Genomic DNA, 20063 nt, shown 5'->3' with positions numbered 1-20063 from the left:
ATTTTAGGAGTATTGATATGGCTTATAAACAATTTAACGCGACAGAAACTGAATATACAGGGACGTCTAGCGATGATTTAATTATTGGTAATAATCTAGGTAACTTTATTGATGGTGCTGAAGGAAATGATGCTATCTGGGGTGGGTCTGGTAATGACCTTATACTTGGTGGTGAAGGCAATGATGCCGTTTACGGAGGGGCTGGTGATGACTATATTATTTTAGGCGAAGGTAATGATGTAGCGTACGGCGGTGATGGTATTGACAATTTATTTGGTGATGACGGTAATGATGTTTTACTTGGTGGGGCTGGAGACGACGCTATTTATGGAGGCGAAGGTGATGATGTAATGAATGGCGGAGATGGCTTTGATTTCATTTCTGGCACGGAAAGCTCACTTGGTGATGAGACGGTGGTAGGCGACTTGTATTTAGCAACTTCTAACGATATCTTAATTGGCAGTGACGGTAATGATACTTTCGTGATTGGCGAAGATGGCGAAAATATAGTGATTGATGGCGGTGTTTCAGAATTTGATAATGCTGGTGATGAAGCTCGTTATGTTGAAGTTGAGGAAGACGAAGAGACAGAAGAGCTTTATGTATTTGATACCGTCAACAATGAATTCGTCGAGCTTGAGGACCAAGAAATTGCTGAACAAACCGAAACTGATGTTCGTTTGAATATTGTAACAAGGCCTGGATCTAGTGCGATTAGCACATTCGCTACGACTATTGCCGGTTACAACGCGGTAGACACTATTGAATTTACAGAAAGTGGTGAATATGAGGAAATCCAATTTTCTGGAATTGAACGCATTGAATTGGCAGATGGTGTCAACATTACTCTTTCAGCTGAGCAATTAGAAAATAATGGTGAGTCTTTGGATCGTGAATTTATCAATCCAGGTTTACACATTTACGGTGTTGCTGGTGGTGATGCCGAAACCGTCACTGTTGAGCTGGAGTATGAAGAAACCACATTTGAGCCAGCCGCTACCATTGTAGGTGCTACACCTGTGACTTACGATGCTGCTGCGCTTGAGTTTGATGACTATTCAATCGCTAATTTATTCCATAACGTCGATATGATTTACGATGCCAGCGAAGGTGAAGCTGGTAGCTATACGCGCATTGATGGTGCCAATGAATCAGCTGGTGCCAGCGAGACTGTGTATGGTAGTGAAGGCGTAGACAATGCAACGATGCGCTTAGGTGATGACACTTACTACGCAAACGATGGTAATGATTTGTTAGTGGGTCACGGTGGTGCCGATAAATTGTATGGTGAAGATGGTGACGACATTTTCCTCATCGGTGGTTTTGGCAGTGGCGTACAAGGCACAACTTCTAAAGCGGATGATGGCAATAAAGAGTGGATTGCTACCGGTGCTAACCATGATTTGATTGTGGGTGGTGCAGGTGTAGATACATTGCGTATTACTACCGGCATTGGCGCTAACACACAAGCCAATGGTACGATTGTGCTCAATAACGCTAACTTCCAATCCATGGAAGTGGTACAAGTGGGTGGTACGGTTGGTCGTTTGAATGTGGAAGATTCAGCGCTTCAATTATTGAATGACCACTATTACCATCGTGCCAATAGCTCTGTTTCTGACTTATCAAATACCTTGGGTAATAACAGCGGCACCATCAATAACGTAGTTGTCGATGCTTCTGGTGTAACGACTAACGGTTTACGTTTTGAAGGTAACGCTAATACACAGAAATTTATTGGTACCAGCAAAGCCGATGTGTTTGTGGGCAATGGCGGTAACGATACGCTGACTGGTAATGGCGGTGCGGATAAGTTTGTATTTGGCAAAGTGTATGAGCAAGTCGTTACTGGTTCATCTACCAGCGTGCAAACGTATACCAACACAGCTTTTAACCTGACAGGTGTAGATACGATTACTGACTTTACCCGTGGTACGGATAAGTTGGAATTGCATTTGGATCAGTACAGCCAATTGGCTGGCTTTAACTCAAGCATGCTGCGTGTGAATGCAAGCGGTACTGCACAAGATGCAAATGACTATCTGGTATACAACACCACGAGCAAAACGCTGAGTTACGATGCGGATGGTAATGGTGCCGGAGCGGCAGTGAATATTGCAGTGTTGACAGGCGTAAGCACCTTGTCTACTTCTGACTTTATTATTGCTTAATGCGATAGGGCGCGGGCAAGGCAACTTGCCTGCACCCACATGTTAAATAGTTATCCCTCGTGAACATGATGTTGTCGCAACCGCAGACGATTAAGCAGACCTTGCCTTTGCTTTGGCCTATTTGGCGCAAAGTATTTGTGTTTGGCTTTTTTACTAGCCTAATGGTGCTGGCACCCTCCTGGTATATGTTGGAGGTGTATGACCGCGTCATCAACAGCCGCAATATCACTACGTTAGCAATGCTCACTGTGCTGGTCACCTTTATTTATGTGGTGATGGAAGCACTAGAATGGCAGCGCAGAAAAATGCTACAGGCCGCAGCAAACACCTTTGAACAAAGCCTTCAGGCTAGGTTGTTCGAAAGCAGTTTTGCCGCAAAGTTAAGCAATCCGGCTTTCCCTATCCAGCAAGTCTTTTCCGATTTCTCCAGCCTTAAAAACACATTAAATTCTTCTGCGTTTTTAGGCCTGATGGATGCACCATTCTGTTTGATTTTTTTAGTGGTGGTCTTTTTAATTCACCCGGTATTAGGTGTGTTAACCCTACTCGGCCTAGCGATTCAGTTATTCATTACGCTCAATAGTCAATTGCATATAGAGCCGCAAATGAAACTGGCGAACGAGCATGCCATTGAATCCCAGCGTTATTTTAGTAGCGTGACACAGCATAGCGATGTTGTGACAGTCATGGATATGCTGGCGCCTATTCAGCAAAAATGGTTGCAAAGCCAACACGGCTTTTTATGGAATCAGGCACAGGCTTCTGAGCTGGCTGGTAAAAATGCGGCTGTCTCCAAGTTTTTACAAACGCTGCAAAGCAGTGTGATTTTAGGCGTGGCGTGTTATCTGATGATTGCGGGTGAACTGCTCAATGGTGGGGCGATGATGATTGTGGCCTCCATTCTGGCTGCGCGCGTGCTGGCGCCTTTGGTGCAATTGGTCAGCCACTGGAAAATGCTGGTACAAGCCAAAGCATCCTATATCCGCCTAGAAAGCTTATTCGCTAGGGCAGAAGCCAAGATGACAGGCATGACATTGCCAGCCCCCAGCGGTGAAGTCACAATGGACAACGTGAGCTATGCAGTAGATAGCTTGTCGCAAGCGTTATTTATCCGCAATGTGCAATTTCAATTAGCACCGGGCAATGTGCTAGTCATTGCAGGTGCATCAGCCTCTGGCAAAACTACACTGGGTAAATTACTGGTGGGCTTATTGCCGCCCACTTCCGGTCGTGTGCGTTTAGATGGCGTCGATGTCTATGCTTGGAACAAGCAATCGCTAGGGCCACACATTGGCTATTTATCGCAAGAAGTCGATTTGTTCGACGGTACGATTGCCGAGAATATTTGCAGGTTTGGTGCGCATCACGAGCAGGCGATGCATGACGTCGTGACTTTATTGGGCTTGAATGAATTGCTGAGCCGGTTCCCCAATGGCCTAGACACAGTGATTGGGCACGAAGCCGCTTATCTTTCAGGTGGCGAGCGTCAATTGATTGGCCTAGCGCGCGCATTGTATGGTGCGCCCAAAGTGGTCGTGCTAGATGAGCCCAATGCAAATCTGGACACTGCTGGCGAGAAAGCGCTATATCACGCTATTGCTAGCATGAAGCAACAAGGTACTACGTTTGTCGTCATCAGCCACCTGCAGCATATCTTGAGCGTAGCGGATTGGATGCTAGTGATGATGCAAGGGCAGATGATACGCTTTGGTAAACCTAAAGAGGTATTGACCAGCTTTCAAACGCCAAGCGGAAAGGTGGCCAGCAAATGAGCAAGGTCTTAGCGTATCTATTTCAGTCTGACAGTAAAGTGGATGCAAGTTTGCTACTGAAGCCATTTAAGCAAACCTTTGTGCACATGGCGTGGTTAAGCATGCTGACCAACATGCTGATGTTGGTACCCACCATTTATATGCTGCAACTTTACGATCGCGTCATGGTGAGTCGCAACACGCTTACGCTGATTGCGGTGACATGCATGACCGTGTTTTTGATTGCGCTGATGGCCTTGGCCGAGTGGATTCGCTCGATGCATGCGATTAAAGCCGGTGTACGCTTTGATATGACTTGTGGCAAGCAAGTGTTTGGTGCAGCATTTTCTACGGCCGGACACACTTTACAAGCACCGGCGCAAGCCTTAAAAGACTTAACTGCCGTGAGGCAGTTTATGACGGGCAATGGTTTGTTTGCATTTTTTGATATGCCGTGGAGTGTGATCTACATTGCCGTATTGTTTATTTTGAGCCCGGTATTAGGGGCCACCGCCGTAGTGTTTTGCCTGATTCAGTGTGTGCTTGCGTTATGGAATCAGCGGCAAAGCCAAGTGCCATTGCAGGGTTATGCAGCGGCGCAGCAACAAACGGACCTGTTTTTACATCACAAAATTCGCCATCTACAAACCAGCCATGTCATGGGTATGTTCAATGCGTTGTTTCAACGTTGGCAAGCATTAAACCGTCAATTGGGTGAGCAAGACGCGCGTGTTCAACAAATACAAAACCGTAGCCAGTTTATAAACAAATTTGTGCGCTACACCATGCAGTCGCTCATGCTGGCCATTGCTGCTGTGCTGACTATCCGCGGTGAGATTAGTGTGGGTTCCATGATTGCCTCTAACGTATTGATTGCGCGTGCGCTGCAACCGTTTGATGTGATTGTGCATACTTGGCGGCAATACATCACGGCAAAAACCGCAGCGGGCAATCTAAGCGATTTATTAGCTCGGCAGCGCCAGCATTTGCATGACCAACACTTACAGATACATCCAAGTACGTCTGCGCCACATGCTGATTCGGCTAATCACATCGAACTGAAAGCGTTAAGCGTGAAGTTGGGCGATGCTGAAGTGCTTAAACATATTTCAATGACAATTGTGCCGGGGCGTATCTTAAATGTCATGGGGCCATCCGGCTCTGGCAAAAGCACGCTAGCGCGTACCTTGGTTGGGCTGGTCACGCCGGAAAGTGGGCAGTATCTGCTTGGCAAACAATTGATACAGACCCAGGCCGGGCTCTCAGCCTATACAAGCGTGGGCTATTTGCCACAACGGGTGTCATTGTTGGAGGGCACCATCGCAGAAAACGTTGCGCGCTTTGGCTTGCTGGAGACAGAACATATTATCGCCGCATGCAAAGCGGTGGGCATGCATGAATCTATATTGCATCTGCCACAAGGCTATGACACACGCTTAGATGAGCATGGTGCACCATTGTCTGGTGGGCAACGGCAGCTCATTGGCTTGGCAAGAGCCATTTACAAAGAGTCTGCTTTGATTGTGCTGGATGAGCCCAATGCCAGCTTGGATGAGTTTGGCGAAGCCAGCTTGATGCAGGCACTGCAAACGCTCAAGGCCAAGCAAAAAACCATTGTATTGATCTCACATCGCTCCAGCTTATTAAAGGTGACCGATGACCTGTTGATTTTAAAACAGGGCGAGGTCGCACATTGCGGGCCAAGAGACGCGGGCATCGCGTATCTCAACCAACTTCAAACCATTTCAGTCGCGAATGCAACATAACACTATGACTACACAATCCAGTATAGCTTCAGCCAACATAGCTTCAGCCAAATCAGCTTCAGAAACCGTGCAGGCTCCGCAAAATGTGCATTCCATTGAGCAATACGTACAAGTACACCACCATACACGCAGAGGCGTATGGGTGTTGCTCATCGGGTTGCTTGGGTTTCTGGCTTGGGCAATATGGGCGCCGTTGGACGAAGGGGTGCCGACAGAAGGTGTGGTGAGCGTAGAAACGAATCACAAAGTAGTGCAGCACTTGAACGGTGGCATGGTCAGCCAGCTATGGGTGCGAGAAGGGCAAGAGGTACATCAGGGCGATTTGCTGTTTAAGCTGGACGATACCAGTACGAAAGCGCGTTACGAAGAAATTAGGCAGCGCTATGCTGGGTTGCGTGCGCAAGAGGGACGTTTGCAGGCAGAAAAAGCTGGCTTGACCTCGATTCAGTTTCATCCGGATTTAAAGGCACAGCAGACAGACCCGCTGATACAGCAACACATGCAGAATCAATCTCAACTGTTAATGGCGCGGCGTAGCGCATTGGCCTCTGATACTGCGGCAAGACGCGAATCCATTGCTGGGCAGAAGGCGCTGATTGAAGGGTATGAAGGGGTGCTCACCAGCCAGCAAGCGCAGCTGGCGCTATTGCAAGACCAACTAAACGGTATCAAAGAGCTCACCAAAGAGGGGTTTGCGCCACGTAATCAGCAGAACGATCTTGAGCAAAAGGTGGCCGCAGTATATGGCGACATTGCCAATACCAAAGCCAATATCTTGCGCGCCAATAAAGCGATTTTAGAACTTAACCAGCAAATCACTACGCGCATCCAAACAGAGAAAAAAGAGACAGATGGCGACATGGCGCAAGTGCGGTTGCAAGTAGAGTCTGATGCGCAAAAGGTAAAGTCGTTACAAGAGGAGTTGGCACGTACCGAGATTCGGGCACCGGCTTCTGGCCAAGTCGTCGGCTTGCAAGTACATACCGTAGGTGCGGTCATTCAGGCTGGCCAAAAGTTAATGGATATTGTGCCATCGGGCGAGCCATTGATTATTGATGCGCAAATTCAGCCACACCTGATAGACAAGATCAGAGTGGGGTTGGCGGCCGATGTTAGGTTTTCGACCTTTGCTAATAGCCCGCAATTATTGGCCGAAGGCAAGCTGATGACAATCTCTAAAGACTTGCTCACCAAACCAGCCGGCACGCTAGATGGCGGAACGACTTATTATCTAGCCCGCGTTTCTATTACACCGAAAGGCATGCAGGATTTAAAAGGGCATCAACTACAACCCGGCATGCCGGTGCAGGTGGTGATTAAAACCGGCGAACGCACGTTGTTTGCGTATTTGATGCATCCCCTCAGTAAGCGCATTGCTGCCTCGATGAAGGAAGAATAACGATGTGGCGAATCAGTGTCATGGTATTGCTATGGTGTATTGGCCAGCAAGCGTGGGCAGAAGAAGACCTAAACAGCCTGTATCAAAAAGCGGTGGAACACAATGCCGATTACCGTGCGGCCTTAGTAAATACCGAAGCCGACAGGGAAGAGTTGAATAAAGCCAAAGCCTTGTTCTACCCCAAAGTGCAGATGGCGCTTTCACGTGGTCGTGGTATTACCGATAGAACCACGCAAACCGCCATTGGTGCGATAGAAACTAACTTAGATTACCGATTAGAGAATTATGGATTGACGGTACGCCAGCCCATTTTTAATAAAGAAACTTGGGCTATTTACGGTGGCGCAAAGTCTTTTGTCAGTGCGCAAGAGTCACTATTGCGTCAAGAAAATGCAAAATTGATACTCAAACTCACGTCAACTTATTTAGAGATATTGTATGCCCGCGCCAAGGTCAATTTGCTCAATGCCAAGGTAGCAGCGGTTAGCCAACAACTGCGCCAAGCAGAGAAGCGATACACACAAGGTAGCGGTACTGTGGTGGAAATCAACGAAGCGCAAACCAATCTGGATATTGCCAATGTAGAAACCATACAGGCTGGAAACGACTTGAACGAGCATTTGAATACGCTGCAAATACTCACAGGAGAAACCAGCCCGTTATCGGCAGAGCTGATGGTTTCTAAGTTGCCTATCAGTTTGCCCAAGGAAGAGAACATAGCGTATTGGCTGGAAATGGCAATCCAACATAACCCGGAAATATCGGCGGCGACACATACGCTTGAAGTAGCAAAACAGGAGCTCGAAAAAAGGCGTGCCGGGCATTACCCAACATTGGATCTGGTGGGTGCACGTTCTTACAGCGAGAATGATAGTAACAACACCTTGGGCTCTCGCTTTGATACAACAACTGTGGCTTTACAGATGAATGTGCCTTTGTTTGCTGGTGGATATGTGAGTGCCAATGTACGGCAGGCCGCCAATAAGCTGACAGCAGCCGAAGAATCCCTGACCGCCAAAACGCGTGAGGTGGAGTATCAGGTACGCAAATACTACAACAGTGTAGAAACGCAGTTTCAAACCATCAATGCGTATCAGCAAGCCGTCAAATCATCCCGTGTGGCGATGGAAGGTACACAAAAAGGATTCATTACCGGGTTTAAAACCAATATTGAAGTGCTGGATGCACAACAGAAATTATTCAGCAATCAGCTTGAGCTCACTAAATCGCAATATAGCCTGATCAATGATCTGGTCAATTTAAAGTTTAGCAGCGGCTTGTTGAATCAAGGCGAGCTGACAAAAATTAGTGCGATGTTTATTACCACAACCCCAAGGAACCAACATGAAACACAAGCCAGTATCCAGTAGCCATCATTTAGGGTTCACATTGCTAGAGCTATTGGTGGTCATGGTCATTATTGGCTTGCTGGCAGGGTATGTTGGCCCTAAATATTTTGCGCAATTGGGTAAATCTGAAACCAAAGCTGCCAAAGCACAAGTCGAGGCGCTGGCAAAAGCGCTCGATACCTATCGTTTGGATATGGGGCATTACCCAACCATTGAGCAGGGCTTGGCCGCACTTACCAGCGCACCTAGTGGAGAAAATAAGTGGCACGGCCCTTATCTTGCTAAAAAGGTCCCCAATGACCCTTGGGGTAGGGCTTACCAATATAAATACCCGGGCGAGCATGGCGATTACGATGTCTGGACCTTGGGTAACGATGGTCAGGCTGGTGGCCTAGATGCGGATACAGATGTTGGGAACTGGTAATCATGCCATACGGGTATTGCCATGAAATTTGAGCTGAAAGTCATGCAGGGCAGCCAGGTCAGCGCGTTGGCATTAGAGGCACCAAATGTCAGTGCGGCAAAGCAACTAGCTGAATCGCAGGGTTTGCAGATTCTGAGCATTCAGCGCGCTGGCTTCAAGTTGGCAGATATCACAGCGTTTCGATTTGAGAAACATACCTTCAATGTCATGTTGTTTAGCCAAGAGTTGCTGGCATTGCTGGAGTCTGGCATGAGCCTGATGGAAGCCATTGAAGCATTGTCTGAAAAAGAACAGCAGGTGCAATCGGTGGCTGTTTTTAAGCAAATGAAAGTGGCGCTGTACGAAGGGTTGCCGCTGTCCCAGGCGCTAGAGCGCTTGCCAGAAACATTTACCGCACTGTATGTGGCGCTGATCCGGGCTAGTGAACGCACTGGCGATATGCCGCAGGCATTGCGCCGGCATGTGGCTTATCAAACACAGGTGGATGCGGTGCGTAAAAAAATCATTGCCGCTTCCATTTATCCATCGTTGCTGATGGTGGTGGGCGGATTGGTCGTACTGTTTTTATTGGGCTATGTGATTCCTAGATTCAGCGGCATTTACGAGAATACCGGGCAAAATTTACCTTGGGCAAGTCAGATGTTGCTCAAGTGGGGGCAACTGTTGCAAACGCATGGCTCAGAAGTGCTCATGGTTACCTTGGCAAGCAGTGCCGGGCTGATGTTCTTGTTGTCTCGATCAGCCGTCCGGGCTTGGATAGCTAAAAAAATATGGCAAATCCCAACCATGGGTGAAGCCATCCGTATTTATCAATTAGCACGGTTTTACCGCACATTGGGCATGCTACTGCAAGGCGGTATTCCGCTCACCACGGCCATGCAGATGGTGCAATCGTTATTGCTCGCCAATCTGCAAATCGCACTTAAAAAGGCTATCCATGATGTGAAAGACGGCAAGCCATTATCCATGGCTATGGAGCAGCATGGCATGACGACCTCTATTTCTAATCGCATGTTACGGGTAGGTGAGCGCACCGGCCGTATGGACGAGATGCTGGAACGTATTGGCGCATTTTATGATGAAGAAACTGCACGCAAAGTGGAATGGCTGAGCAAGCTGCTTGAACCTGCATTGATGGTAGTCATTGGGTTGATTGTTGGGTTGGTGGTGGTGCTGATGTACATGCCTATTTTTGAACTGGCAGGAGGGATAGAGTGAGTTCGGTCAACATTAAGCAAATGCCTTCTGCGCAAGTGGTGACTTTCCCCCATGTAGCCTTGCAGGATGAGACGGCCGCTATTACTGCACAGCAGTTACAAGATGCACGGAGGATGGCGGGTGAAACCGGTAGGCCGCTATTAAATGTATTAGAGGAACAAAGCGGTTTACCAGCCGATGGTTTTGTACGTGCGCTGGGCAGGCTGATGCAATATCCGGTACTTGCTGCGCTTGATTTGCATGCGCTGCAACCGCAGTTTAACCTCTTGCCGTTTACTGAGGCTAGCCGATTGCATTGTGTTCTGCTGAGTGCGCAAGATGGTGTACTCACTATTGTATGTGCCGACCCATTTGATGCATTACTACCCACGCAGCTAGATACTTATATCAAACAGCCTGTACGTTGGGCGCTGGCACATACTGACGACATAGCCGCTTATTTGCAGCATCATGAAATCACTATGCGCGCGCTGGATAATGTCGCGCATGTGCATGCAACACAAAGCGAAGATGGGGAATCTATTGAAGAGCTCTCTTTAAAGTCCATTAGCGAAGACACTAGCCCAGTTGTCAAGTTTGTACGCTCAACCCTTTACGATGCGCTGAAAGCAGGCGCCAGTGATATCCATCTAGAAACCAGCCCGCAGGGGCTACAGGTGAAATACCGCATTGATGGTGTGTTGACTGAGGTTGGCGGCATTGCTGGCTTAACGCAAGCCGAACAGGCGATTTCCAGAATCAAGGTGATGTCGGAACTCGACATTGCTGAGCGCCGTATTCCACAAGATGGCCGCTTTAAGGTGCAGGCCAAGCTGGGTGATAGTAAGCCGCGTGAAATTGACTTGCGCGTATCGATTATGCCCAGCGTATTTGGGGAAGACGCCGTATTGCGTGTCCTTGACAGAAAAGCCTTGAGCGATGAGGCACAAGGCCTGAGCTTGGATGTACTAGGCTTTGCACCCAATATGCTGGAAAGCATCCGTACATTGGCCGAAGAGCCTTATGGCATGTTGTTAGTCACTGGCCCTACCGGTAGCGGAAAAACCACCACGCTCTACGGCATTATTTCTGAAATCAACAGTGGGCAGGACAAAATCATCACCATTGAAGACCCGGTGGAGTATCAATTGCCCGGTGTGCTGCAAATTCCCGTGAACGAGAAAAAAGGGCTTACCTTCGCGCGTGGTCTGCGTTCAATCTTGCGTCACGATCCTGACAAAATCATGGTCGGCGAGATTCGCGATGGTGAAACTGCACAAATCGCAGTGCAATCGGCTTTGACTGGCCACTTGGTGCTCACCACCGTGCATGCCAATAATGTATTTGATGTGATTGGGCGTTTTACCAATATGGGGGTAGATGCCTATAGCTTTGTCTCCGCCATTAACGGCATATTGGCGCAGCGTTTGGTCAGAGTGATTTGCCCGCACTGCAAAGTGGATGACCAACCGGACGAACTATTACTGAAAAAATCAGGATTGGATCCTGATGCTGTGCGCCATTTTCAATTTAAAAAAGGGCAGGGTTGTGGGCAGTGCCACGGCAGCGGCTACAAAGGACGTAAAGGGATTGCCGAGCTGTTATGTTTTAACGACAAAATTCGTGAGCTGATTGTTGCTAAAGAACCGATTAGTAAGTTGAAGGAAATGGCTAGAACCAATGGTACACGTAGCATGCGTGAAGCGGGTATGGATATGGTGAAGGCTGGCGAAACCACACTACAGGAGATGAACCGTGTTACTTCCTTGGTCTGATCTATTTCTTAATTGCCCGGCTAGCCTTGCCATGCTATTCAGGCCAGAGCTCAGAGTGGTGCTGTCCGCTGACTGCATTGAAGTGTTCCTGATCAAGCGATCGATACTGCAAGGGTTTAAACCGGAGATTGTGGCCCACGAACAGCTGGATTTATTAAACCCAGTGGAAAGTATGGAGGCATCTCCAACGCTCTTTGCTGCGCTTGAAAGCATTTTGGAAAAATACCAAGGTAAGCCAGTGGTGCCGGTTGTAATTTTAGCTAACCTGTTTAGCCGCTATCTGGTGATCCCTTGGAGTGATGCCATCAACACTAGGCCAGAAATGCAGGCGTACATGACGCACTTGTTTGGGCAAAGTTATGGTGATGCCAGTGCAGATTGGCATACGACAGCGCATCACGCGGGCTACAGACAGCCTGCATTAGCCAGCGCAATCCACCAGACCTTGTTGAGTGGGCTGGAAAGTGCATTTGCTAAGGCCAACATGCCGCTCCAGGCGGTGTATCCGCAATTCATGCTCACTGCCAATAAAGCGTTGGCGCATATGCATCAACATCGTTTGCCAGCACATGGGTGGATTGTTTGCCTTGAGCCTACACGATTCACCATTGCGCGCATGGAGGCTGGTATATGGCGTGCTGTGCATAGCATGCCCATGGAGTCATCCGCTGCGATTCAGATAGAAAAGTGGATTGTCCGGGAGTCTGTCATCGCGCCAGACACAGCAAACATGCCGGTGTTTGTTGATAGCAATGTTGAAGTAGCAAGCAACATCAAGCTTCCGCAATACCGCGTGATTGACTTGCATCCACCACAGGCGGTATCACCCCGTTATCCACAAACTTCATTAGTAAGTCGTGCGCTATGAACATGCTCGAACTCAATCATATTCGCAGCCATCAAGCGACGCCAGGCGGCTATGTGGTATTAACTTTAGGTCTGCTTGCTTTATTGATGACGTTGGTTTGGCAGCAGAAAATACTGGCCGAAAACGACATGCTCCAAGCAAGATTAACACTACGTGCCGATCAGTTGCGGCAGAAAGTATCCGCAGCTGAGGTGGTGGTGCATAAGCCTGAGAGCGCAGCTGCACAGCAAGCCATTCTCCATATTATTCTGCCTTGGTCGGGGTTGCTCAAAGGCATGGAATCCATACATAGAGACGATATTAGGCTGATGTCGCTTGACCCGCAGTGGAAAAGAAAACTCATTCAATTGAGGCTCTTGGCCACCAACCGTGAAGCTATTTGGGCTTATATGGAAGGGCTGCGCCAACTCGGCATGATGAAAGAAGTGAAGCTAAAGTCGAGTGAATCCACCCATTTGAATGGGATGCCAGTGGTTGCTTTTGAAGTGGAGGCCTTATGGGATATTTAGCGCTAAAGCTACAATCGGCCATCTACAAAATCCGTTACACGGACACTTACACCAAATTGGGCATCGGCATGCTCTTTGCCGCTGTTGTAGTATTGATATTTGTGCTGGTAGCGTTACAAAGCCATACCAAGCTTCAAAGCGAACTGAGCCAGCCATTGCCCACATTAGCGCCTAGTACGGCAAAAGAGAAGCCATCAGCGCTGACGCAGAAATTTTATAACCTGCTACCGGATGAGCGTCAGGCAGATGCAATCAGCGCACAAATACTACGGTCGGCTGATAGCCTCGGCATGGTATTTGAACATGCTGAGTTTAAGTCTATTCCAGTCGATGACGCGCATTTGGTGGTGCAACACATCAAGCTGCCTTTAAAAGGTAACTACATTCAGATTCGTCAATTTTTAAACACATTACTCAATGCGTACCCCAGTCTGGCGCTGACCGAATTTAAATTGCAGCGCGATGATGCAACGCGTGACCAAGTGGAATCGCAAATTGAGTTCACCCTTTATTTGCGTAAGGGTCAGCCGTAATGTCCAGACAATTGATGGTTTGGGTGGGGTTGGCACTGACATTGGTTGCCTGCTGGTGGGTTGATCGACAAGAGCAGGAGGCTTCTCCGGTTGCCGATGTTAGGTCAACTCATGCGGTATTGGCTCACAAAGTACCAACGGTATTAACAGCGCAGGACACCCAGCGCCCCCAGCCCTTGTTACGTCAGGCTGACACCTCGCCACCGGTGGATTTGTTTAGCCCACTGACCATGCAAATGGATACAGCTACTGCGCCAGTGAGCATTCCGGAACCAGTGAATCCATACACTTATGATGGCCGGGTATTGGATGGTAGGCAGTGGGTAGTGTTTTTAACCGATGGCACCAACCAGTTTTCGTTACGCGAAGGAGATCACTTTGCGAACGGTTGGAAAGTCCGTCGTTTGACAGAAAGTTTGCTTGTGCTGCAGAACGGAAAAATACAGCACACACTTAAATTGGTAAATGAGTCTTTAGGCAATTGAGCAAACTAGTATTCGGGCGAATTAGCATTTAGGCAAATGAGTGATCACACATGAATGATCAAACAGTGGAGTAGCGTTTTAATGAATAAATATGCAGTAGTTGCAATGGGGTTGTTGTTAGTCAGTTGCGCGGATATGCCGCGGGTACAGCAACCCGATACGCAGTTCGAGGGTGTTAAACGTTTAATTGCACAGGGCAGTTACGATCAGGCCGTGCAAGACTTGACGACGCTGGTAGCGCAGAACCCAGATAATCCTCAGTATAAAAACTGGCTCAAAATCTTGCAGGATAAGCAAGAGACCACCGTGATTCAACGCGCAGATGCTTTGTATGCCGCGCAACAATATACAGAAGCGGAAGCGGCTTATCAGCAAGCCTTAGCACAATACCCTACCAGCAAAGCCGCGTCAGAAGGGTTGCAGAAAACACGTTTAGCCCATCAGCATGCCACCTTGTTGAGTAGCGCGCAGGCTGCTTTCACTGCTCAAGATATGTCCAAGGCCGACTATTTGTTGCGTACGATTTTGGCAGAAAATTCTTTGCACCAAGAGGCAAAAGCGCTTTATGAGCAGTTGGAACAAAATAAAAACCGTAAGCATGGCGTGGTGCCTAATATGCAGTCATCGTTTAAAAAAACGATCTCGCTGGAGTTGAAAAACACACCCATTAAAAATGCATTTGAATATATCGGCAAAGCTGGAAATCTCAATTTTTCGTACGATCAAGAGTTGAGCGAGGCGATACGCGTCAACCTGTTCTTACGTGATACGCCGATTGAAGATGCGATTGACGTGATGTTAACCAGCCATCAGTTAGGTAAAAAAATATTAAACGCAAATACTTTGCTCATTTATCCACTGAGTCGCGCACAAGAGTACGAAGAGCTATTTGTGCGGAGTTTTTATCTGGCCAATATGGATGCCAAACGCGCGCTGAATTTGGTAAAAACGGTGCTGAAGGCCAAAGATGTGTATATCGATGAAAAGCTGAATACGCTAGTGATGCGCGATACATTGGACAATGTAAAGGTTGCCGAAAAGCTGATTGCTTCGCAAGATTTGAACGAGCCAGAAGTGATGCTGGAAGTAGAGGTGATGGAAATTAATCGCCGTAATCTGGAGCAGCTGGGCATCCAATATCCAAGCCAGATTGGATTAGGTGTACAAGGCAATGCCATTGGCAATGCTGGCGGCGTCATCCCTCAGGCTGGCAAATTAACGCTGACGGAGTTGCGTCATTTTAATGGGGATTTTGGCGTGTTCTCGGTGAACGATCCCGCCATCGTGCTGAATTTATTGCATCAAGATACCGACACCAATTTGCTCGCCAGCCCAAAGATTCGCGTTAAAAATCGCGACAGGGCAAAAATTCATGTGGGTGACAAAATACCGGTGCTGACCAGTATTGCCAATGCACAGGGCTTTGTGTCGCAAACGGTGAATTACATTGAGGTGGGCATTAAGCTAGATGTAGAGCCTGTGGTGCAACTGCAAGATCAGGTCAGCATTAAAGTGGGGATGGAGGTCAGCAATATCACCGACCAAGTGAGAACCGATAACGGCGTACTGGCTTATACCATAGGTAGTCGCAACGCCAATACTACCCTGCAATTGAAAAATAATGAGACACAGATACTGGCGGGCTTATTTCGCGATGATGAGCAAAAAACCAAAAGAAAGTTACCCGGTTTAGGCAGCTTGCCTATCATTGGTAAGTTGTTCAGTAACGATAGCAATGACAAGCGCAAGAACGAGATAGTGCTGCTGATTACGCCACGGATTTTGCACAATATTTTACCGGCAAGCGCCACCTATACTTTATTCCCTTCTGGTGTGAACCATAGCGCAACCGTGAACTCGGCCAGACCAGCTGTGGTTGGCGTAGAGGTCACTCCACCACCTGTCGCCACACCACAAGCCACGCAATCAGGGCAGGCAAGAACCGATGCAGACTTTGCCAATCAGTTGTTTAACCCAGCCGTTTCTACCACGCCAGTTAACCCATAATGATGCTATACCTTAGACATCAATCGCACCGTTATCAAGGGTTTACCTTGGTGGAATTGCTGGTGGCGTTGGCCTTGCTGGCGTTATTGGTGTCGGCGGCAACCCCTATGGTGCAGATCAATGCCAAGCGACAAAAAGAGCAAGAGTTACGCAGAATGTTGTGGCAAATGCGGGATGCGGTTGACGCTTACAAGCAGGCAGCGGATGACGGTTTGATCAAAAAAAACCAGAACGACAATGGTTATCCGCCTACGCTGCGCGCATTGGCCAATGGGGTTGAAAACAGTCAGGATCCAGCCAAGAAGAAGTTGGTTTTTTTGCGACGTATTCCAAGAGACCCTTTTGCAGAAAATCCGGAAATCTCGAATGAGGAAACCTGGCTGGTGCGCGCCTACGATGGTACGCAAGGCGAACTTGCCACAGATGTCTATGATATTTCTTCACGCTCAACACAGTTGGGTATTAATCAGCAGCCGTATAACACATGGTAACCAAAAAACATCTCAAAGCATTTACTCTGGTCGAGATTTTAGTCGTGCTGGCCATTATTGCCACGTTATTAAGCGTGGTGTCGCCACGCTTCTTTCACTACTTAACGCAATCTAAAGAAACGACACTCAAGCACGATTTAAATACCATGCGTGAAGCGATTGATAAGTTTTACAGCGATAGAAATACCTACCCCAATACACTAGAAGAGTTAGTGCAATACAAATATCTGCGGAGTATCCCGCCAGACCCTATCACTGATAGCAGCTTAACTTGGATCATTACGCCGCCGGCGGATCCAAATGAGCAGGGGGCTGTAGCGGATATTTATAGTGGCTCGGCCGAGATTGCAGAGGATGGTACTGCCTATGCAACATGGTAAGCCAGCGCTAGACCAAGCCAGTGGGTTTATTTTAATTGGCCTGCTGCTGTTGATTATGATGAGTGGTATTGCGCTGGCACAAGCGGGCGTGAAGTGGCGTGATGCTGTACAACGAGAAAGAGAGCAGGGGCTTATTCGAGTAGGAGAGGCCTATCGGTTGGCCATTGGACGCTACTATAACCAAAGCCCCAGTGTGATTAAAGAATACCCACCCAATCTGGAAGCTTTATTATCCGACAACCGTTTCCCCACCCCTAGAAAACATATACGCAAGCTATATACAGACCCGATTACCCAACGCGAAGGTTGGGGTATTGTGGAAGCACCGAGTGGCGGCATCATGGGCGTATATAGTTTGTCAGATAAACCACCTTTTAAAATTGCCGGATTTCGCCCACATCTGCGCCATCTGAATAATAAAAAATATTATGGCGAATGGTATTTTGCATACATCCCGGAAGCGATTGCTGTGCCCTAGGACAGCACTCTAGGGTAGCAGCTAAAGTACAACAGCGAATCACTTAACCAAGGTGTTAAACAGAGATAAACTTGAAATTGCGAAAAGTGCGCGGTATAGTCAACTATCGCTCACTGGAGATAAGCGGATGAGAGTCATCACGTTTTTTTGTTTAAGTATACTGCTACAGCCGCTTGCAAATGCTGGCGATGCAGACTTACAGGCCTGTGTTGCATGCACATCGCACAATAGCAAATGTCCGCAAGACAACCTTAGCTATAACCGCGTACTGGATGATTTATCTATGGGCCGTAAAACAGACGAGCTCAGTGCGAGTCATCGGCGTGATGATTTAACCTTTAGTAAAATCAATGTGCCGCTGACACATGGGCAGTATTCTCCTGATTTATCGATGCGCCGCTATGACGATGTATTAAGCCGTGGGGCTTATACGCAAGACTTGGTGTTCAGCAAAAAAAGAGATGACCTATCGCGCGGTGCTCACACCGCAGATTTGTCTTTTGGCAAGCGTACGGCAGAGCTAACACGAGGTGATTACTCCAAAGACTTGAGCATGCGTAGAGTTAACGATGATTTGAGCCGCGGTAAAGATACTGAGCCGCTCAGTCGCTGCAATTAAAGTTATTCGTCATCCTCAACCACCACATCGGGGATATGGTTGAACGCAATGCGCATGGGTGCGCTTTTCAGCGCCTGATGCGCGCCCGCAAAATACACGGTGTTTTTCCCATACTTCAAGTTGAGCATATCCATGGCTTTGTTCAGCTTCGTCTCTGTCTCGGCAGGCTTTTCCGCAAATAAATCGTAAGCGGCTTCGTTGGTGTTAGATAGCCCGCTAAAACTTACCCCTACCGCCACTGGCTCTGTCAGGTGCTGCGGGTAGCGTTGCCATAAGGTTTCTAAAGATTGTATAAGCGATAAGGTGTTATCGGTTGCGGAGATGCCGCTTTCGCCATAAAAGCTAGGGTGATCTCTAAACTTTACTTTGACGCTAATCCGTGTGGTCAATAGGGCATAGCTGCGCATGCGCATGGCGGCTTTTTGCAATAAGCGATGTAATACCGCCTTTGCGCCCGCAATATTGCGCTGTTCTGGCGGCAATACGTGAGAATGGCCTAAGCTGCTACGCGCATTTTTTACGTAGTAAGGCTCTATGCCGCGGAGCTTATCGTAATAACGCTCGCCTTCAATACTGCCCCAAGCACTACGCAATTGGTCGCGGTTCAGTGCATATAATTGCTCCACCGTATGAATTTTGTAGCGCTGGAGCCGTTCTTCCATTTGGCGGCCAATGCCATTTAAGCTGCGCAATTTAAGCGGATATAGCTTATGGGGAATGTCACTCGCTTCAATCACCACACAACCATTAGGCTTCTGCATATTGGATGCGGTTTTGGCTAAGAATGTATTGGGCGCAATGCCAATAGAGCACAGAATGTAAGGATATTGCTTATAAACTGCGCGCTTTATTTTGGCGGCAAGCGCAAGTGCGTTTTCTGTTACTTTTTGGCTGCCGGTTAGTTTGCACACCATTTCATCAATCGATAACACTTTTTCTACATGTGTGCAGCTTTCCACTATTGCAATCAGTTTGTGGTGAAGCTCCACATACAACGGCGGGCGTGCCTCCACAAAAATAATGTCTTTGCATAACTTACGTGCATCACGCACCATCGTGCCGGTTTTAACGCCAAAGGCCTTAGCTTCATTGCTGGCGGCAATACAGCAGGTGGTTTCTGCCAGCACTGCCAATACGCCAATAGGTTTACCGCGCAGCTCTGGTCGGAGCTGCTGTTCTACAGAAGCAAAATAAGAGTTGAAATCGACATATAGAGCGTTTAAGGTCATGCTAATTATTTTAAAAAGATATGCAATGATTTGACTACAAAACAGACTAAGCAATACGGAATTGAGTTATTTATTTTAAAGGGTAAATGGATATGCGTAACGAACAAATTGCTATTTTTGCCGGGGGTTGTTTCTGGTGCACAGAGCCTGTATTTACACAGTTAAAAGGCGTTAGCAAAGTGGTTTCTGGTTATATTGGCGGCCATACACCTAACCCGACCTACAAAACCATTTGTAATGGCGATACCGGCCATGCAGAAGGCATACAAATTCACTTTAACGCGGCGGAGATTAGCTACGGACAATTAGTAGAGGTGTTTTTGGTTGCGCATGATCCCACCACACCTAACCGCCAAGGCGCAGATGTAGGCACCCAATATCGTTCGGCGATTTTTTATTTGGATGAAGCGCAGCGTGAAAGTGCATTACAGATCATTCAAGAGTTTGATGAAGCGCATGTATACAGCGCGCCGATTGTGACGGAAGTGGTGCCCGCCACCACGTTTTATCCGGCAGAAGATTATCACCAGTATTACTTTGCCAAAAACCCTACGCAGCCATACTGTGTGGCAGTGGCTGCGCCTAAGGCAGCCAAAATACGCCAAAAATACGCGCAATGGCTTAAATAGCGT

The 20063-nt window shown here is 47.9% G+C and carries 19 protein-coding genes; 18 read left to right on the top strand and 1 reads right to left on the bottom strand.

Annotated features, from left to right (window positions below; all coding sequences use genetic code 11):
• Nucleotides 1-17 precede the first annotated feature (17 nt).
• The 17 genes from A3Q3_RS0104855 to A3Q3_RS13655 all read left to right on the top strand — a co-directional run bounded on the left by A3Q3_RS0104855 (nt 18) and on the right by A3Q3_RS13655 (nt 18202).
• Nucleotides 18-2171 (top strand): calcium-binding protein, encoded by a 2154-nt coding sequence (locus tag A3Q3_RS0104855; protein WP_020182450.1) that lies wholly within the window; start codon nt 18-20, stop codon nt 2169-2171.
• A gap of 65 nt (nt 2172-2236) precedes the next feature.
• Complete coding sequence (locus A3Q3_RS13660) at nt 2237-3943, top strand: type I secretion system permease/ATPase (protein WP_020182449.1); 1707 nt, start codon at nt 2237-2239, stop codon at nt 3941-3943.
• On the top strand, nt 3940-5688 hold the full coding sequence (locus tag A3Q3_RS0104845) for a type I secretion system permease/ATPase (RefSeq protein ID WP_020182448.1): 1749 nt from the start codon (nt 3940-3942) through the stop codon (nt 5686-5688). The genes A3Q3_RS13660 and A3Q3_RS0104845 overlap by 4 nt, the downstream gene beginning before the upstream one ends.
• Nucleotides 5689-5692: 4 nt before the next feature.
• A complete protein-coding gene (locus A3Q3_RS0104840; RefSeq protein WP_232418365.1) occupies nt 5693-7087 on the top strand; it encodes an HlyD family type I secretion periplasmic adaptor subunit in 1395 nt (464 codons plus the stop codon).
• A gap of 2 nt (nt 7088-7089) precedes the next feature.
• On the top strand, nt 7090-8457 hold the full coding sequence (locus tag A3Q3_RS0104835) for a TolC family outer membrane protein (RefSeq protein ID WP_020182446.1): 1368 nt from the start codon (nt 7090-7092) through the stop codon (nt 8455-8457).
• Nucleotides 8432-8860, top strand: a complete 429-nt coding sequence (gspG, locus tag A3Q3_RS0104830) for a type II secretion system major pseudopilin GspG (protein WP_020182445.1) — start codon at nt 8432-8434, stop codon at nt 8858-8860. Before A3Q3_RS0104835 ends, gspG begins: the two co-directional genes overlap by 26 nt.
• A gap of 21 nt (nt 8861-8881) precedes the next feature.
• Nucleotides 8882-10078, top strand: coding sequence for a type II secretion system F family protein (locus A3Q3_RS0104825; protein WP_020182444.1), 1197 nt, complete (start codon nt 8882-8884; stop codon nt 10076-10078).
• A 20-nt stretch (nt 10079-10098) separates the two neighbouring features.
• Nucleotides 10099-11832 (top strand): GspE/PulE family protein, encoded by a 1734-nt coding sequence (locus A3Q3_RS0104820; protein WP_051086441.1) that lies wholly within the window; start codon nt 10099-10101, stop codon nt 11830-11832.
• Nucleotides 11813-12700 (top strand): hypothetical protein, encoded by an 888-nt coding sequence (locus A3Q3_RS0104815; RefSeq protein ID WP_157355049.1) that lies wholly within the window; start codon nt 11813-11815, stop codon nt 12698-12700. Before A3Q3_RS0104820 ends, A3Q3_RS0104815 begins: the two co-directional genes overlap by 20 nt.
• A gap of 2 nt (nt 12701-12702) precedes the next feature.
• A complete protein-coding gene (locus tag A3Q3_RS0104810; protein WP_033424937.1) occupies nt 12703-13209 on the top strand; it encodes a hypothetical protein in 507 nt (168 codons plus the stop codon).
• The gene (locus A3Q3_RS0104805; protein ID WP_020182440.1) at nt 13197-13742 is read left to right on the top strand and encodes a hypothetical protein; all 546 of its coding nucleotides are present in this window, start codon (nt 13197-13199) and stop codon (nt 13740-13742) included. The genes A3Q3_RS0104810 and A3Q3_RS0104805 overlap by 13 nt, the downstream gene beginning before the upstream one ends.
• Complete coding sequence (locus A3Q3_RS0104800; RefSeq protein ID WP_020182439.1) at nt 13742-14227, top strand: hypothetical protein; 486 nt, start codon at nt 13742-13744, stop codon at nt 14225-14227. Before A3Q3_RS0104805 ends, A3Q3_RS0104800 begins: the two co-directional genes overlap by 1 nt.
• An 81-nt stretch (nt 14228-14308) precedes the next feature.
• Nucleotides 14309-16234: a type II and III secretion system protein gene (locus tag A3Q3_RS0104795; RefSeq protein WP_232418363.1), complete on the top strand. Its 1926-nt coding sequence runs from the start codon at nt 14309-14311 to the stop codon at nt 16232-16234.
• On the top strand, nt 16234-16725 hold the full coding sequence (locus A3Q3_RS0104790) for a prepilin-type N-terminal cleavage/methylation domain-containing protein (RefSeq protein ID WP_020182437.1): 492 nt from the start codon (nt 16234-16236) through the stop codon (nt 16723-16725). Before A3Q3_RS0104795 ends, A3Q3_RS0104790 begins: the two co-directional genes overlap by 1 nt.
• Complete coding sequence (locus A3Q3_RS0104785; RefSeq protein WP_020182436.1) at nt 16719-17105, top strand: type II secretion system protein; 387 nt, start codon at nt 16719-16721, stop codon at nt 17103-17105. The genes A3Q3_RS0104790 and A3Q3_RS0104785 overlap by 7 nt, the downstream gene beginning before the upstream one ends.
• A complete protein-coding gene (locus tag A3Q3_RS0104780) occupies nt 17092-17583 on the top strand; it encodes a hypothetical protein (RefSeq protein WP_020182435.1) in 492 nt (163 codons plus the stop codon). Before A3Q3_RS0104785 ends, A3Q3_RS0104780 begins: the two co-directional genes overlap by 14 nt.
• A 127-nt stretch (nt 17584-17710) precedes the next feature.
• Entirely contained in the window at nt 17711-18202 is a 492-nt protein-coding gene (locus tag A3Q3_RS13655) for a hypothetical protein (RefSeq protein WP_020182434.1), read from the top strand.
• Between the two features lie 2 nt (nt 18203-18204).
• On the opposite strand, the gene A3Q3_RS0104770 is transcribed toward A3Q3_RS13655, so the two are convergent.
• Nucleotides 18205-19431, bottom strand: coding sequence for a DNA-directed DNA polymerase (locus A3Q3_RS0104770; RefSeq protein ID WP_020182433.1), 1227 nt, complete (start codon nt 19429-19431; stop codon nt 18205-18207).
• Between the two features lie 92 nt (nt 19432-19523).
• On the opposite strand from A3Q3_RS0104770, the gene msrA reads away from it, so the two are divergent.
• Nucleotides 19524-20060, top strand: a complete 537-nt coding sequence (msrA, locus tag A3Q3_RS0104765) for a peptide-methionine (S)-S-oxide reductase MsrA (RefSeq protein ID WP_026361761.1) — start codon at nt 19524-19526, stop codon at nt 20058-20060.
• Nucleotides 20061-20063: the final 3 nt, after the last annotated feature.

Source organism: Methylotenera sp. 1P/1 (genome assembly GCF_000384355.1).
Classification (GTDB): domain Bacteria; phylum Pseudomonadota; class Gammaproteobacteria; order Burkholderiales; family Methylophilaceae; genus Methylophilus.
Note: the sequence above shows the minus strand (reverse complement) of the source record. Positions and strands in the feature narration are given on the sequence as shown.